The sequence below is a fragment of the Acidimicrobiales bacterium genome (assembly GCA_040219515.1).
Taxonomy (GTDB): Bacteria; Actinomycetota; Acidimicrobiia; order Acidimicrobiales; family Aldehydirespiratoraceae; genus JAJRXC01.
Map to the genome: position 1 here is coordinate 300732 of JAVJSI010000009.1, position 14062 is coordinate 314793.

A 14062-nucleotide genomic window follows, 5' to 3' on the forward strand; every position below is an offset into this window, starting at 1 on the left:
ATCGTGCGCCTGGTTCACTGCCGCGTCTGTCACGCTCTCTACCGCACCACAATCGGGTGAAAGCCTGTGTGAAGGAGTCCCCTTGTCCGAGAATCCCGGAGCGCTCGAACGCACCCTCGTCGAACTGCGCCGTGTCATCGTCGGCCAGGAACGGCTCATGGAACGGCTTCTCGTCGCGCTGGTGGCGGGCGGTCACTGCCTGCTCGAGGGCCCACCCGGCCTCGCCAAGACGCTGGCGGTCCGCACACTCGCCGACACCACCGGCGGGTCGTTCGCCCGGGTGCAGTTCACGCCCGACCTGCTCCCTGCCGACATCGTCGGCACCCGGATCTATCGCTCGTCGTCGGAGACGTTCGACGTCGAACTCGGCCCCGTCTTCGCCAACTTCGTCCTGGCCGACGAGATCAATCGGGCCCCGGCGAAAGTGCAGTCCGCTCTGCTCGAGGTGATGGCGGAGCACCAGGTGACGATCGGCGGCCAGACCCACAAGGTGCCCACGCCGTTCCTCGTGCTGGCCACCCAGAACCCGATCGAGAACGAGGGTGTCTACGCGCTCCCCGAGGCGCAACGCGACCGGTTCCTGATGAAGGTCGTCATCGACTACCCCACTCCGCAGGAGGAACTCGAGATCGTCCGTCGGATGGGAGTCAACCCGCCGACAGCGTCGCAGGTGCTGACCCCGGAGCGAATCCTCGAGCTCCAGCGCGAGAGCGACGAGATCCTCATCGACCAGGGCACCCTCGACTACGCCGTGAACCTCGTCATCGCCACCCGCGACCCGGGCAACCACGGACTGCCCGATCTCGTCGGGATGATCGAGTACGGGGCCAGCCCGCGTGCCACACTCGGCCTGGTCGCCGCCGGGCGGGCGATGGCGCTGCTGCGGGGCCGCGACTATGTCGTGCCCCAGGACATCTTCGACATCGCCCCCGATGTGCTCCGGCACCGTCTGGTGCTGTCCTACGAAGCACTGGCTGCCGAGCTGAGCATCGACCAGGTGCTGATTCGGTTGTTGTCGACCATTCCGGCGCCGATGGTGTCCCCGACCACCCAGGACCCGGGGCGCACCGGCGACGCCGACTACCGGCCGGCATGAGCACGCTGCGCCGATCGGGCCCCTCCCCCACGACGACCGACACCGACGCGGCGCGCACCCGGGCGATTCTGCGCCGCCTCGAACTCGACGTCACCCGACGGCTCGACGGCCTCCTACAGGGCGACTATCGCGGCCTCGTGCCCGGACTCGGGTCCGAACCCGGCGAGACGCGGGCCTACTCGGCCGGCGATGACGTGCGGCGAATGGACTGGAACGTCACCGCCCGCATGAACGAGCCCCACGTGCGCGAGTCGATCGCCGATCGGGAGCTCGAGACGACCGTGCTCGTGGACCTCTCGCCCAGCCTCGACTTCGGCACCGTCCGTCAGACCAAGGCCGAGCTGGCGACCGCCGCAGTCGCGGCCATCGGGCTACTCACCGACCGTGCCGGCAACCGGCTCGGCGCAATCGTCAACGACGGGGCCCGTCTCCACGACATCCGACCCGGTTCAGGGCGACGCCACCTCATGTCGGTGCTGCACCGCCTGGCGACCACCGTTCCCCAACCGGGCGACTCGGCGCTGGTCGAGGGACTCCATCGGCTGGCCGGGCCCGGTCATCGTGGCGGCCTCGCTGTCGTCGTGTCCGATCTCCTGCGTCCCGGCTGGAGCAGCGCGCTCCGTACCGTGACGCTGCGCCACGAGACGCTGGTCATCGAGATCGTGGACCCACGCGAGCTCGAACTCCCCGACGTGGGGCTGGTCGACCTCGTCGATGCCCGCACCGGACGGCTGGTCGAGGTCGACACCCGCAGCGCGAAGGTCCGCGCCCGGTTCGCCGAGGCCGGTCGAGCGAGGCTCGACGAGCATGCCCACGACGTCCGCGCCGCTCGCGCCGACCATCTCGTGTTGCGCACGGACCGGGACTGGGTGCTCGACCTGGCGAAGTTCGTCGACCGGCGCCGTCGTCGCCGACACCTCATCGCGGGGGCCGTCGCATGAGCTGGTTCGGCGAGATCGAGTTCGATTCGGCGTCGCGCCTCTGGCTTCTCACGGTGGTCGGCGTCCTGCTCATCGCCTACGTCGTCGTCCAACGCCGGCGCGGCACCTACGCCCTGCGGTTCTCCGACACCTCGCTCCTGGACAACATCGCGCCGAAGCGGCCCGGGTGGCGTCGCCATGTCGTGGCGGTGCTCTTCCTGGCCTCCGCGTCGATGATGGTCGTGTCGTTCGCCGGCCCGTACCGCTTCGAGGTGCCGTTCCGGGCCACGGTGGTGCTCACGATCGACACCTCGTTGTCGATGGGCGCCACCGATGTCGCACCCACCCGCTTCGATGCAGCGAAGCAGGCGGCCAAGGACTTCCTCACCGACGTGCCCGACTCGGTCGACGTCGCTCTCATCTCCTTCGACGAGTTCCCCGTCGTGCAGGTGGCACCCACCGACAACCGCGCCGCGGTCGCCGCCGCGGTCGATGCCCTCGAGCTCGGACCCTTCACCGGCACGGGCGATGCCATCGTCGCATCGGTCGGCACGATCGTCGACACGGGTCGCGCCGTGCGAGACGAGAACGGCGATCCCACGGCGGTCGTGGTCCTGCTGTCCGACGGTGAGCCCACCATCGGCCGATCCATCGACGAAGCGATCGCCGCCGCGGTCGATGCCGACATCGAGATCAGCACGGTGGCGCTCGGCACCCCTTTCGGTGAGGTCGAGATCGAGGACCCCGAGGTGCCGGGCACGTTCTTCAGCCAGCCGGTTCCGGTCGACGAGGTCACCATGGAGACCGTGGCGCTGGGGACCGGCGGCGAGTTCTTCACCACCGACTCGTTCACCGATCTCGCCGAGGTCTATCGCGACATCGGGACGGCGTTGGGCGAGGAGCCGGTCCGCAAGGACGAGGACGACTGGTTCGTCGGGTTCGCCCTGGCGGGCGTGGCGGTCACGGCATTGTTGAGTCTCACCTGGTTCCAGCGCCTGCCCTGAGTGTCCGCTGTCGTCTCAGGAACTGCCGATAGCGCAGTTTCGGTGCGATGAAGTCTGCCGAATCTGCCCTGGAACTGCGGATGTTGCCGGAGCATGATCTCTCCATGGCTGCGACCCTCACCCCCGACAGCAATCACCATGTCCCCGCGACGACCACCACGCCGGCCGTCACTCGGCCGACGTCACACCATGTGTTGATCATCCTCCACGCCGAATTCGACAGCGACGACACCCTCGTCGAGTTCGCACAGCGTCTTGGGCCGGACGATCGCGTCACCCTGGCCAACATCCGCCCGGCCGGTGCCGCACCGATCCCCCCGAGCGGCGTCATGAGTGATCTCGGCATGATGATCTACCTCGACACTCGCGACACGTACAACGAAGAGAGTTCGCTCTTGGACATGCGGGTGTCGGCCCGGTCCCGACTCCTGCGCGAGCTCGGCGTCGACCACGAGGTCGTCACCGAGATCTACCACCGGTCGGTGCTCGACCGAGTCACGCAACGCGGGCTCCGCAAGGCGATCGGCCGGGCCGCACGTCATGCCCGGGCCGACGAGATCATGGTCGGCCCGGGCGCCATTCTCCAGTCGCAGAAGCTCGGCTGACGCCTCAGCGAACTCGGGGCCGGTGACGGCCGAGATCCCCTCCAGGAAAGCCGCCCGCGGCAGTTGCCGGCCCCGAAGACCTCCCACACACCCCCCGTCGGCGGGGTCGACTCACCCGCCGGGGTCGACCAGCGGACGGCAGCGCAACGCCAGCTCGAGGGTGAGCCGACCGTCCGGGTCGCGAAGCGAGTAGCCGGTGAGTTCGGCGATGCGGTCGAGGCGATAGGCCACTGACCGGGAGCCGAGCGACAGGTCCCGGGCGACGGCGGCCATGTTGCCACCGTGAGCCACGAACGATGCGAGCGTCTCGAGGAGGTCCCCGCGCCGGGACTGCACCAGCGGCGACAGGACCGAATCGACGAGGGCCGCCGCGACCACCGGGTCGGCGGCGAGCATGCGATGAGCCAGCAGCGAATCGAAGACGGCGAACTCGTCGAGTCCGAAGATGCGGCTCAGGCGCAGCGCCTCACGGGCGTCGTCGTATGACCGGTGGATCTCGGCCAGACTCGTGCTGGGACGTCCGACACCACACCGCCACGCCCCGGTGTCGAGGGCGGCGAGCGACAGTTCCACGACTCGTAGCTCCGCCGGCGACGCCGTGGGGGCGATGACCACCAGCTGTCCGGCGGTGACGAACGTGGTCATCTCCCGGCCCGGGGCCCGAGACCGGATCTCGACCTGCACTCGCTCGTGGACCGGCCCCAGTTCGGACAGGGCCGTGGCGCTCTCGGCGACGAGCACGAGCTGCACCGGCTCGGCCGGAATGGCGGCCAGCCGGGCCCGCTCCTCGAGGTGCGTCACGTCGCCGCGCCCGGTCAGCAGCTCGTGGATGACCTCCCGGCGCAGCGCCTCCTCCGCCTGGATCGAACGGCGTTGGGCGGCCTCGAAGCCGGAGGCGAGCCCGGCCACGGCGTTCTCCGACACCCGCCGCAGGGTGCGGCCGACCTCGACCGCCATGCCCGGCTCGGTTGCTCCGAAGACGTTCTCCCACAGTTCGGCCGCGCCGGCGAGATAGGCCTCGATCAGCTGACTGAGCGAACCGCCGGTCCCGTGGGCCGCTTCGCCGGTCGCGAAGATCTCCTCACGCTCCCCGATGGTGAGATCGCGTTGATCGTCCGCCGCGTCGAGCACGAGCTCGAATACCTGCGCCAGTCCCGGCGCAATCCACTCCGAACGCGTCGTCACAGTGGTTCACGACGCATGCGGATCTCGTCCTTGCACGGGTCCGACGGCGGTGGCTGGAAGTCGCCTGTCGTCACGAAGCCGCATCGTTCGTAGAGCCGAACGGCGGCGTCGTTGCCCTGCGTCACCCACAGCTCGACCCGCGCATCGCCCGCCCAGGCGACAACCGCGCCGACCAGTGCCGCGCCGACGCCTCGCCCCCGAGCAGAAGCGTCGGTCCACATCGACACGAGCTCGATGGTCGCGTCGTCGGTCCGGTGACCGCCGACGAGTCCGACCACATCGCGGCCATCAGTGGCGAAGAAGGTCGCGTGATCCGGCCCTTCCGACCGCTCGACGGCCCATTCGTCCCACCGCCTCGACGGCAGTTCGGCCTCGGCGGCATGGGTGCTGCCGAATGCCGTCGGTTCATCGGCCAGCGCGCCCAGCCGGACCTCGCGCAAGAGCGCACCCTCGTCGGGCCGAACCCGTCGCGTCGTCACCGTCATCGCCCCATGCTTGCGCACCCACCGCCGCCCTGCCGGGCTTTCACCGTTGCATCCGGGAGTTCGGCCCCAGCCGAACTCCGAGCAACGCGCCGCGTTGCCGGGGTCAGACCCCCGTTGCAGTTCACGTCGGACCAACGGCTCCGGTGCCCGGATCGTCAGAAGAGAATCGGAATCTGGTCCCTTGGCGAGTAGCCCTCGTCGTTGGGCCGCATCATCTCGACATAGGTCGACGGGCTGAGGAGCCATGTCTCGATCGCGTGGCGATCCTCGGTCATCTCCGGATCGATCGCGGTGCGGTGCAGGTTCATCTGATCGAAGAAGAGCGCGTCACCCGGCTCGAAGATCGGCCGTACCAGCGCCCCCTCTGCCACCTTCTCGGCTTCGGCCGGACTGGTGGCCCAGGGCGAGAACGCGCCGTCGCCCGTCGGCACGATGTAGTCGAGCCGCTTTGCGACCAGGTCCATGCCCGGCGCCGTATCGCCGCAGTGGGTCAACGGAATCCAGATGTTGAGCGAACGGATGCCCGAACCCATGAACGCGCCGTCCTGATGCCATCCTCCGGTGTTGCCACCGTGGGCGATGCGGCGAAGCGTTCCCTTTCTCCCGAGCAGTAGTGGCTCTTCGCCGAAGTACTCGCAGACGAGTCGATCGAGCCCCGTTTCCCGAAAGGTCTCGACGAGGTCGAACATGGTGGCGGGCGACTCGACCGTCAGGATCGACCCCCGGGAACGCTTTCGTTCGCGGTCACTGGCCTTGTCGCGGGAGAACGGCGTGTACCAGCGCCGGGTATCCGCATCCTCATCGCCGGAGGCCACCACGTCGAACGACGAGAGCGCCCGGTCGATGTCATCGCGGAGCTCAGCGACGCGGCTCGAGCCGACGACGCCCCGAACGTGCAGCGAACCCTGATGGGTCATCGCGCTGCGAAGGACATCGAGATCGAGATCGCTCGCGTCGATTTCGGGAAATGGCGTGCCCTCGAATCGGTTCGGCACGTGCTCGGGCCAGGGCGGCCGGGACTCGGGCCAGACGAACGCTTCGGCCGCCGCCGACCGCAACTCGATCAGGCGTCGCTCCAGACGGTCGTCACGGGCCGCCCGGTTCGCAGCCGTCAAGGTGTCGATCGCGCCGCGGAAGTCGCCATCCTCGGCCATTCGGTTCGCGTCACGAAGGATCGACTGCGCATCGCCCGTGCTCTCAGGCTTCTGATCGGGTCGTTGTCGACGCCACAAGCGCATGGGTCCCTCCACGTCGGACAACGGCGAGGGTACCGAACACCACCGGTGCCGTCGACAGGTCGACCTGCCCGAACTGCAACGGGGGTCTGACCCCGGCAACGCTCCGCGTTGCTTGGAGTTCGGCTGCGCCGAACTCCCCGAATGCAATGGTTACTTGGTGGCGCCGACGATCCACATGGCGAAGTACTGGGCGCCGCCGCCGTAGGCGTGGCCGAAGGCGGTGCGGCAGCCGTCGACCTGATGCTCGCCGGCCTCGCCCATCACCTGCATGGCCGACTCGGCGAAGCGGACCATGCCCGACGCGCCGATGGCATTGGTCGACAGCACCCCGCCCGAGGTGTTGACCGGCAGGTCCCCGCCCTCGAGATTGGTGGAGCCGTCCTCGACCATCCGCCAACCCTGGCCCTTCTCGGCGAAGCCGAGCGACTCGAGCCACATGGGCTCGTACCAGGAGAACGGCACGTACATCTCGACCGCGTCGATCTCCTTGCGGCGGTCGTGGATGCCGGCCTGGGCGAACACGTCGTCGGCGCACTGCTCCGACGCAGCGGGCGACACCATGTTGCGACCGCCGTAGGAGTTCGACTCCGAACGCATCGCGGTGCCCTTGATCCAGGCGACCGGACCATCGTGGGCGTCGCCCCCGGCCTCGTTCGTGAAGACCATCGCGCACGCACCGTCGGACGACGGGCAGGTCTCGGAGTAGCGGATCGGGTCCCACAGCATCGGCGACTCGACGACCTGCTCGAAGGTCAGGTCGTGCTGCTGGAGATGGGCGTACGGGTTCTTCAGCGCATGCTGACGGTCCTTGAACGCCACCATGCAACCGATCAGATCCGGCGCGCCGGACATCGCCATGTAGCGACGCATGATCGGCGAGAAGTAGCCGCCGGCACCGGCGTTGACCGAGGTCGTGAACGGCTGCGGGAGCGACAGCGCCCACATCGCATTGGATTCCGACTGCTTCTCCCAGGCGATCGTGAGGACGGTCTCGTGAACCCGACTCTGCACCATCGACGCGGCCACGTTGGCGGTCGACCCGCCGACCGAGCCGGCCGTATGGACACGCATGATCGGCTTGCCGACGCACCCGAGCGCCTCGGCCAGGTAGATCTCGGGCATCATCACGCCCTCGAAGAAGTCGGGCGCCTTGCCCATCACGACGGCGTCGATCTCGTCCCAGGTCTTCCCGGCCATCTCGAGGGCCCGATAGGCGGCCTCACGCAGGAGCCCGGCCATCGAGACATCGCCCCGGGTCGAGGCGTACTTGGTCTGTCCGACCCCGATGACGGCAGTTCTCTCTTTCCCCATCACTCCCCCTCCAGCACGGCGACCATGTTCTGTTGCAACACCGGTCCGGCCGTGGCGTGGACGACGGCACGATCGCCGTCGCCACGGGCGATGCGTTCGAAGGCCTCGCCGAATCGGATGTGACCGGCGGCCATCATCGTGTGGGCGGCCAGCGGGCCGCCCGACGGATTGATGTTCACCTCTTCACCCAGGCCCAACGCGTCGGTGAGTACGGCGTGGCTGGTCGTGAACGGCGCGTGGATCTCGGCGAAGTCGATCTTGTCGTCGTTGACGCCGACCTTGTCGGCCGCGATCGACGCCGACATCGCGGTCGTGAGATCCCGGGCGCCGAGAGTGTGGGCGTCGATGCGGTGATCGATGCCCCGGATCCACACGGGGCGGTCGCAGAGCTCGCGGGCCCGATCGCCGGCCGCCAGGACCATGGCGCAGCCGCCATCGGCGGAGGCCGGGATGTCGGACGGCCGTAGCGGGTCGGCCAGGTACTCCTCGGCCAGGATCTCGTCGACCGTCTTCAGTTCGCTGCGCACCGCGTGGGGGTTCGACACCGCGTTGGCCCGCGAGCGTGACGCGATCTCGGCGAGCTGACGCTCGGAGACCTTGCCCGACTCGAGCAGCATGCGGGCGGCGATGCCCTCGATGGCGAAGGCATCGGGCCACAGCGGTGCCACGTAGTACGGGTCCATCTGGGTGGCGAGCACATCGCGCAGCGAGCCGGGCGACGACTTGCCGTAGGAGTAGATGAACGCCGTGTCGACGTCGCCGCACTGGAGCTTCACCCACGCCTCGTAGAGCGCCCAGGCACCGTCCTGTTCGACGTGCGACTCGCTGATCGGCGGAACCGGCCCGGTGCCGTCGATCGTGGCGACGAACGAGAACGCCTGGCCGGCGAGGAAGTCCGACGAGCCGGAGCACGTGAACCCCATGTCCTGCTGGGTGAGTCCGACGGCGTCCTTGGCCGCCGCCATCAGCGGCACCATGAACTCGACCTCGGACTCGGTGGGAATCGCCGCTTGCTGACGTTGGGCGAAGGAGACGATGGCGATGTCTCTCATACCGTTGTCGCTCATTCGAGATCTCCCTTCTGCCCGATGGTCTCGATGTCGACGATGTCGACATCGGGCTCGCCGGTCGGCTCCCAACCGAGGATGTTCGTGGCCGCCATCTCGAGCTCGTCGTCGGGTTTCCAGACGGCCCGCACCCGCGTGCCGAGCTTCACGTCCTCGGGTTGGCAGTTGATGACGAGGCCCATGAGGCCGACGGACGCACCGTCGAGCAGGACCCAGGCCGAGACGTAGGGCGGCTCGAGTTCGGGCCGGCTCGCGATCGGCACCCGGGTGATGTTGAACGACTCGACATAGCCGGTGTCGGGCAACTCCACCGGACCCTCGGTGAGGATTCCGGCGACGGGGCTGACCCCGCGGGGCGGCACGAAGACCTGACCCGTCTTCGGGCAGCGCTCGGCCAGGATCTTCTTGTCCTTCATGCCGCGCAGATAGGCCGACAGAGCCTCGCCCGGCGTGTACGTGTATTCGATGCGGATCGGGGTGCGCACGCTCTGCACCCGCTCCACGCCGGCGATCGAGTCGGGCACCGTCACCTCGACGTCGAGGCCGGCGGGGCGACTCGAGGGGTCCTGGCTCTTCGAGTAGGTCATCAGGACTCCTCGGACGGGACGAAGCCGGCGATGTCGGCGATGTGGCCGTGTCGCTCGTCTCGCCACTGGACGGTGACCCGCATGCCGGAGGACATGTCGGCGGGGCCATCGACGAACACCGCGTGCAACATCGGCGTGTCGGCGCCGTCGAGGGTGATCAGCGCCCATGCGACATCGCGGTCGAACGGCTGTTGGGGCCGAGGCGGACCGCCCCAGCTCCAGGACACGACAGTGCCGGTCTGGCCGACCTCGACCATCTCACCGAGCGGCGAGGCGTCGAGAGGGTCGTACTCGAGGGGCGGACACATCACCGTGCCGTCGGTTCTCTTGACCCCGAGCACCACGCCCTCACGTAGCCCGGTGAGGAACGCCCCCACGACAGGCCCGGTGGTGCGGGTGAAGGGGTACTCGAGCACGAGAGGTGCTTGCAGTACGTCATCGGCCATGGCCGCCGAACCTAGTGGTGCCCGGCCGCCGTCCCCCAACCCGGAGAAGGGACGCTGGGGTCAGACCCCCGCTGCAACTTTGCGCCCGCCGCAGTTGGGACGGGGGTCTGACCCCAGCGCTGCAACTAGTGGGAGAAGGAGCGGAGGACGCGGCCGGGGCGGGTGCCGGTGTGGGTGCCGTCCTCGGCGATGACCTGGCCGTTGACGAGCGTTGCCGCGTAGCCCTCGGACTGCACGATGAACCGGCCCTTCTCACCGGGAAAGTCGTGGACGTAGTCGGGGTAGCAGGCGGCGAGCCGGTCGTAGTCGAACACGTTGACGTCGGCGAACCATCCCGGTTGCAGGCGACCGCGCTCCTTCAGCCGAATCACCGAGGCCGGCAACGACGTGAGCCGGCGAATGGCCTCGGGAAGGGTGAACGCCTTGCGTTCGCGGGCCCAGTGGGTGAGGAAGAACGTGGACGTGTCGGCGTCGCAGATCTGTCCGACGTGGGCACCGGCATCGCCGAGACCCGGTGTCACATGGTCGAGTTGGAGGTAGTCGGCGAGGCTGTCGGCGGCCCGGTTGAAGAACCAGACGTTGTAGAGCTCGCGTCCCTCGCTCTCGAGCAGCCGATCGACGACGAGCTCGACCGGATGGACCCCGGCCGCGGCCGCCAGGGCGGCGAGCGAACCCTCCGCGCTCCCCTCGACCTGATAGTCGGGGTATTCGCCCAACCCGAGCGGATGGATGTGGGCCGGGTCGTACCAGGTGCCGGCGGCCACCCCTTCCTCCAACAGCAACGCCCGTTCGTCGGCGTCCTTCAACACCGCGAGCCGTGCCTCCATCGTCGGCAACTCCGACAGCCGCTTCCACGCCGGCGTGGCCACCGGCATCATCTGGCGAAGGCCGACGAGCACGCCGCCGGGCCGGGTCTGGCTGAGCGCCGACACCCGACGACCCCTCGCGGCCTGATCCTGGAAGTAGGCGTCCTGGCGCGGCACGACCTTGGGCGGCGCATCGCCCACGCCGCCGCTGAAGAGCACGTCGGTGCCGGTGTCGGCCACCGCATCGAGCAGCCGGTACTCCTCGTCGCGACGCGTCGCCATGTCGAGTACGGCTTGGAACAACCCGCCACCGGCAGCCTGCATGGCCTCACCCACGGCCACGTACTCCTCGATCGGCGCCCAGGTGCCGGGCACGTGGCGGCCATCGGGCACCTTGTGCAAGAGGATGCGTGACGTCGAGAAGCCGACCGCACCATCGGCCACGGCCTGACCCGCGATCTCGCCCAGTTCCGCGAGCTCCGCCGCCGTCGGTGTCTCGTCCGACAGCGAGCGCTCGCCCATGACGTGGTAGCGAGCCGCGCAGTGGCCGACGAGCCCGACCACGTTGAGCGCCGGCGACAGCCCCTCGACCGCGTCCAGGTACTCGCCGTAGGTCGACCAGTTCCAGGGAAGACCCCCGAGGATGGCGTCCTTGGGGATGTCCTCGACCGACTCCATCATCTCGGCCAGGTACTCGCGGTTCTCCGGCTTCACCGGCGCGAACGTCACACCACAATTGCCGATCATGGCCGTGGTGACACCGTGCCAACTGGCCGAGGTCATCATCGGGTCCCAGCCGATCTGGGCGTCGAGATGGGTGTGGAGATCGACGAATCCCGGACTCACGATCTTGCCGGTGGCATCGATCTCACGCGCCGCAGCGGTGTCGGCGAGATCGCCGACCGCCGAGATGCGGTCACCATCGATCGCCACGTCGGCCCGGAGCGGTTCGGCACCGGTGCCATCGACGACCGTGCCGCCACGGATGATCAGTTCATGCGACATGAAACCCTCCCGGACCAGACGTTAGGCCCGGAAGGGTTCCACGATCGAATGTGGATCAGCCGAGTTCGATCCCGCAGCCGGCGACCTCACCCATCAGGGCGAAGATGCCGGCGCCGGCTTCGTCGTCACCGGTGAGGGAGCTGACGAAGAAGCCCTTCAACACGTCCTCGGTGAAGATGCCACGAATGCAGGCCTCCTGCTCGGAGTCGAGCTCGCCGAAGTCCATGTCGTCGACGAAGGACTCACCCATGTCGATACAGGAGAACATGCCGTCGACGATGGTCTCGGCCTCACTCTGGGTCCATGCGACGCCGTCGATGTCACCGACGTCGGCCGCGGTCACGCCCAGTTCGTTGAGGCGATCCTCGCCCACCGTGCCGACAACATTGCTGGCGAAGCACTCGGCTTCGCTTCGATCGGCGGTGAGGGAGCCTTCGTCGTCCATCATGTCGTCGGCGATGGCCTGCACCAATGGACTGTCGGATGGCGCGGCGTTGCCGCCGCCGCCGTCGTCGTCGCCGCACGCGCCGGCAAGGAGGACCACGCTCAGCAGCGCGGTTGCGATCTTCAAGAGATTTGTCATTTCAGGGGTGTTCCTTTTCGCCGTGGATCCCGGATGACCGGGTGGATACGTCAACCGTCGGCATCGAGGAGAAAAAGTTCAGCCGCGTCCTCGAGCTCACGGGCTCCCTGATCGTAGGGGTTCCACCCGTTCTTCCAGGCGATCAGCTCGGAGAACCAGATGTGTTCGAGTGAGCGGATGATCTTCTCGCGCCGCTCGGCCGGGTAATCCGCGGTGAACGCGCTGCGCAACATGGCGCTGAACATCACGTGGAGCGTCTCCTGACTCGGCGCGCCGTGGGGACCCTCGGCGATGAGACCGCCGATCACCGCCGCGGACACCTTGGGATTCTCGGCCATCGCGCGCGTGGTGCGGCCCAGGATGTCGAGCACCCGTTCGAGGGTGGTGGCACCGCCGGCCGGGCGGCGAGCGACCGACGCTTCGAGGCCCGACAGCCACTCGGTCATGGATGCGGCCAGCAGGTGATCCTTGGACGAGAAGTAGTGGTACACCGTGCCGAGGGCGACGTCGGCCCGTTCGGCGACGGCTCGCATCTGCACTCCGTCGTAGCCGCCCTCTGCCGCGAGCTCGATGGCTGCCAGCAGGACCCGCCGTCGACGTTGCTCCTGTTTTTCCGTGAGCGACCGCTGCTCTGCCATCCTTCGATGGTAGTTGTACGTGCCCCCGAGGAAGACAGGCCGAGAATGACCGACCACCGAATGAGAATCGATGCAGGGCTCATGGGTGACCTCACGGTCGCGCCGGAACGAGCCCGGGAACTCGCGGCCACCGGCCTCGACGGACTCTTCACCTTCGAGGGGAACAGCGATGTCTTCTTTCCCCTCGTCCACGCCACCGGCCTCGACGTGGATCTGTACACCAACGTCGCCATCGCCTTCCCGCGTTCGCCCATGCACCTCGCCTACCAGGCGTGGGATCTCCACCGGGCCAGCGGCGGGCGGTTCACCCTGGGCCTCGGCACCCAGATCAAGCCCCACATCGAGCGCCGGTACTCCGCCACCTGGGGCAAGCCCGTTGCCCGGATGGTCGAACTCATCGAAGTACTGCGGGAGATCTGGGGAAACTGGATCGACGGCAGTCCGCTCCGACACGACGGCGAGTTCTACCGGGTCGACCTGATGACGCCGATGTTCGTTCCGAAGGAACTCGGACACCCTCGACCGCAGATCTGGGCCGGCGCGCTCGGACCCCGGATGACCGAGGCGATGGCACAACACGCCGATGGCATCGTCATCCACCCGTTCAACACCGGCGCCTTCCTGGCCGAGCGAACCGTGCCGATGATCGACGCGGGACTCGAGGCCGGTGGCCGACGCCGGGAGGACTTCACGCTCAACGTGGGCTGCATCGCCAATCCCTGTCTGACCGACGAGGAGTACGAGCGCGCCTCGACGGCGATGCGGTTCAACCTGGCGTTCTACGGTTCGACCCCCGCGTACCGGGTGACACTCGACCACCACGGCCTCGGCGATCTCCAGCCGAAGCTGCGCGAGGTCACGAAGTCGGGCGACTGGTCGACCCTCGGCGATCTCATCGACGACGACGTGCTCGACCTGCTGGCCGTGCGTGGCACCCCCCAGGACTGTGCGGCCCGCCTCACCGAGGAGTACGGGGGCGTCGCCGACCGCCTGTCGCTGACGGTGTCGACCGCGACCGACGAAGCCCTCCGCCAGATGATCGCGGCGATGGAACCGGATCGGTCAGCGGCGCATCGCTAGGGTGAA

The 14062-nt window shown here is 68.2% G+C and carries 15 protein-coding genes; 5 read left to right on the plus strand and 10 right to left on the minus strand.

Features of this window, described 5'->3' with window-relative positions; translation table 11 throughout:
• Positions 1 to 82: 82 nt before the first annotated feature.
• From RIB98_08170 to RIB98_08185, 4 genes are all read left to right on the plus strand, one after another.
• Positions 83 to 1096, plus strand: a complete 1014-nt coding sequence (locus tag RIB98_08170) for a MoxR family ATPase (protein MEQ8840942.1) — start codon at positions 83 to 85, stop codon at positions 1094 to 1096.
• On the plus strand, positions 1093 to 2037 hold the full coding sequence (locus tag RIB98_08175; GenBank protein MEQ8840943.1) for a DUF58 domain-containing protein: 945 nt from the start codon (positions 1093 to 1095) through the stop codon (positions 2035 to 2037). The genes RIB98_08170 and RIB98_08175 overlap by 4 nt, the downstream gene beginning before the upstream one ends.
• The gene (locus RIB98_08180) at positions 2034 to 3020 is read left to right on the plus strand and encodes a VWA domain-containing protein (GenBank protein MEQ8840944.1); all 987 of its coding nucleotides are present in this window, start codon (positions 2034 to 2036) and stop codon (positions 3018 to 3020) included. Before RIB98_08175 ends, RIB98_08180 begins: the two co-directional genes overlap by 4 nt.
• Before the next feature lie 104 nt (positions 3021 to 3124).
• A complete protein-coding gene (locus RIB98_08185) occupies positions 3125 to 3625 on the plus strand; it encodes a hypothetical protein (protein MEQ8840945.1) in 501 nt (166 codons plus the stop codon).
• 111 nt (positions 3626 to 3736) lie between these two features.
• Here RIB98_08185 and RIB98_08190 read toward each other — a convergent pair whose 3' ends face one another.
• The 10 genes from RIB98_08190 to RIB98_08235 all read right to left on the minus strand — a co-directional run bounded on the left by RIB98_08190 (position 3737) and on the right by RIB98_08235 (position 12976).
• Positions 3737 to 4810, minus strand: a complete 1074-nt coding sequence (locus RIB98_08190; GenBank protein MEQ8840946.1) for a helix-turn-helix domain-containing protein — start codon at positions 4808 to 4810, stop codon at positions 3737 to 3739.
• Entirely contained in the window at positions 4807 to 5295 is a 489-nt protein-coding gene (locus RIB98_08195; GenBank protein ID MEQ8840947.1) for a GNAT family N-acetyltransferase, read from the minus strand. The genes RIB98_08190 and RIB98_08195 overlap by 4 nt, the downstream gene beginning before the upstream one ends.
• Positions 5296 to 5450: 155 nt before the next feature.
• Complete coding sequence (locus RIB98_08200) at positions 5451 to 6449, minus strand: phytanoyl-CoA dioxygenase family protein (protein MEQ8840948.1); 999 nt, start codon at positions 6447 to 6449, stop codon at positions 5451 to 5453.
• A gap of 234 nt (positions 6450 to 6683) precedes the next feature.
• Entirely contained in the window at positions 6684 to 7844 is a 1161-nt protein-coding gene (locus RIB98_08205; GenBank protein ID MEQ8840949.1) for a thiolase domain-containing protein, read from the minus strand.
• A complete protein-coding gene (locus tag RIB98_08210) occupies positions 7844 to 8911 on the minus strand; it encodes a lipid-transfer protein (protein MEQ8840950.1) in 1068 nt (355 codons plus the stop codon). Before RIB98_08210 ends, RIB98_08205 begins: the two co-directional genes overlap by 1 nt.
• Positions 8908 to 9498: a Zn-ribbon domain-containing OB-fold protein gene (locus RIB98_08215; GenBank protein MEQ8840951.1), complete on the minus strand. Its 591-nt coding sequence runs from the start codon at positions 9496 to 9498 to the stop codon at positions 8908 to 8910. Before RIB98_08215 ends, RIB98_08210 begins: the two co-directional genes overlap by 4 nt.
• Positions 9498 to 9944 carry an OB-fold domain-containing protein gene (locus RIB98_08220; protein ID MEQ8840952.1) on the minus strand — a complete coding sequence of 149 codons (447 nt, stop codon included), beginning with the start codon at positions 9942 to 9944 and terminating at the stop codon, positions 9498 to 9500. The genes RIB98_08215 and RIB98_08220 overlap by 1 nt, the downstream gene beginning before the upstream one ends.
• 125 nt (positions 9945 to 10069) lie before the next feature.
• Complete coding sequence (locus RIB98_08225) at positions 10070 to 11755, minus strand: amidohydrolase family protein (protein MEQ8840953.1); 1686 nt, start codon at positions 11753 to 11755, stop codon at positions 10070 to 10072.
• Positions 11756 to 11810: 55 nt separating this feature from the next.
• A complete protein-coding gene (locus RIB98_08230; GenBank protein ID MEQ8840954.1) occupies positions 11811 to 12338 on the minus strand; it encodes a hypothetical protein in 528 nt (175 codons plus the stop codon).
• A 50-nt stretch (positions 12339 to 12388) separates the two neighbouring features.
• Complete coding sequence (locus tag RIB98_08235; GenBank protein MEQ8840955.1) at positions 12389 to 12976, minus strand: TetR/AcrR family transcriptional regulator; 588 nt, start codon at positions 12974 to 12976, stop codon at positions 12389 to 12391.
• A 45-nt stretch (positions 12977 to 13021) separates the two neighbouring features.
• On the opposite strand from RIB98_08235, the gene RIB98_08240 reads away from it, so the two are divergent.
• On the plus strand, positions 13022 to 14056 hold the full coding sequence (locus RIB98_08240) for a TIGR03617 family F420-dependent LLM class oxidoreductase (protein MEQ8840956.1): 1035 nt from the start codon (positions 13022 to 13024) through the stop codon (positions 14054 to 14056).
• Positions 14057 to 14062: the final 6 nt, after the last annotated feature.